1 protein-coding gene is annotated in these 264 nt (G+C 28.8%); it reads left to right on the forward strand.

Going from position 1 to position 264, the window contains the following annotated elements; translation table 11 throughout:
- Positions 1-18 precede the first annotated feature (18 nt).
- The coding region (locus N7568_RS24000) for a hypothetical protein (protein ID WP_261612190.1) at positions 19-264 on the forward strand (246 nt) is incomplete at its 3' end.

A 264-nucleotide genomic window follows, 5' to 3' on the forward strand; every position in this document is an offset into this window, starting at 1 on the left:
TTAGCCAATGATATTACTGTGAAAGAGCTAAAGGATTTTTTTATAAAGGTCATTGATAATAGGGCTAACCAAATAGTAAATTCTAAAAGTAATCACGGTATGTTTTTTTATGTTTGGTTTGATTGGCAATCATCAAGATTAAGACTTAATTTGATTTCGGATTTTCATAAAAGATTACCTTATGGTAGAGAATACAATGTCCTTAATAGCTTAGAACTAATCATAGAAGAATATTTGAACTACCCTTATCACGATGGTCTTATT

The organism is Paenarthrobacter aurescens (genome assembly GCF_025421775.1).
In the GTDB taxonomy this organism is placed as follows: Bacteria; Actinomycetota; Actinomycetes; order Actinomycetales; family Micrococcaceae; genus Arthrobacter; species Arthrobacter aurescens_B.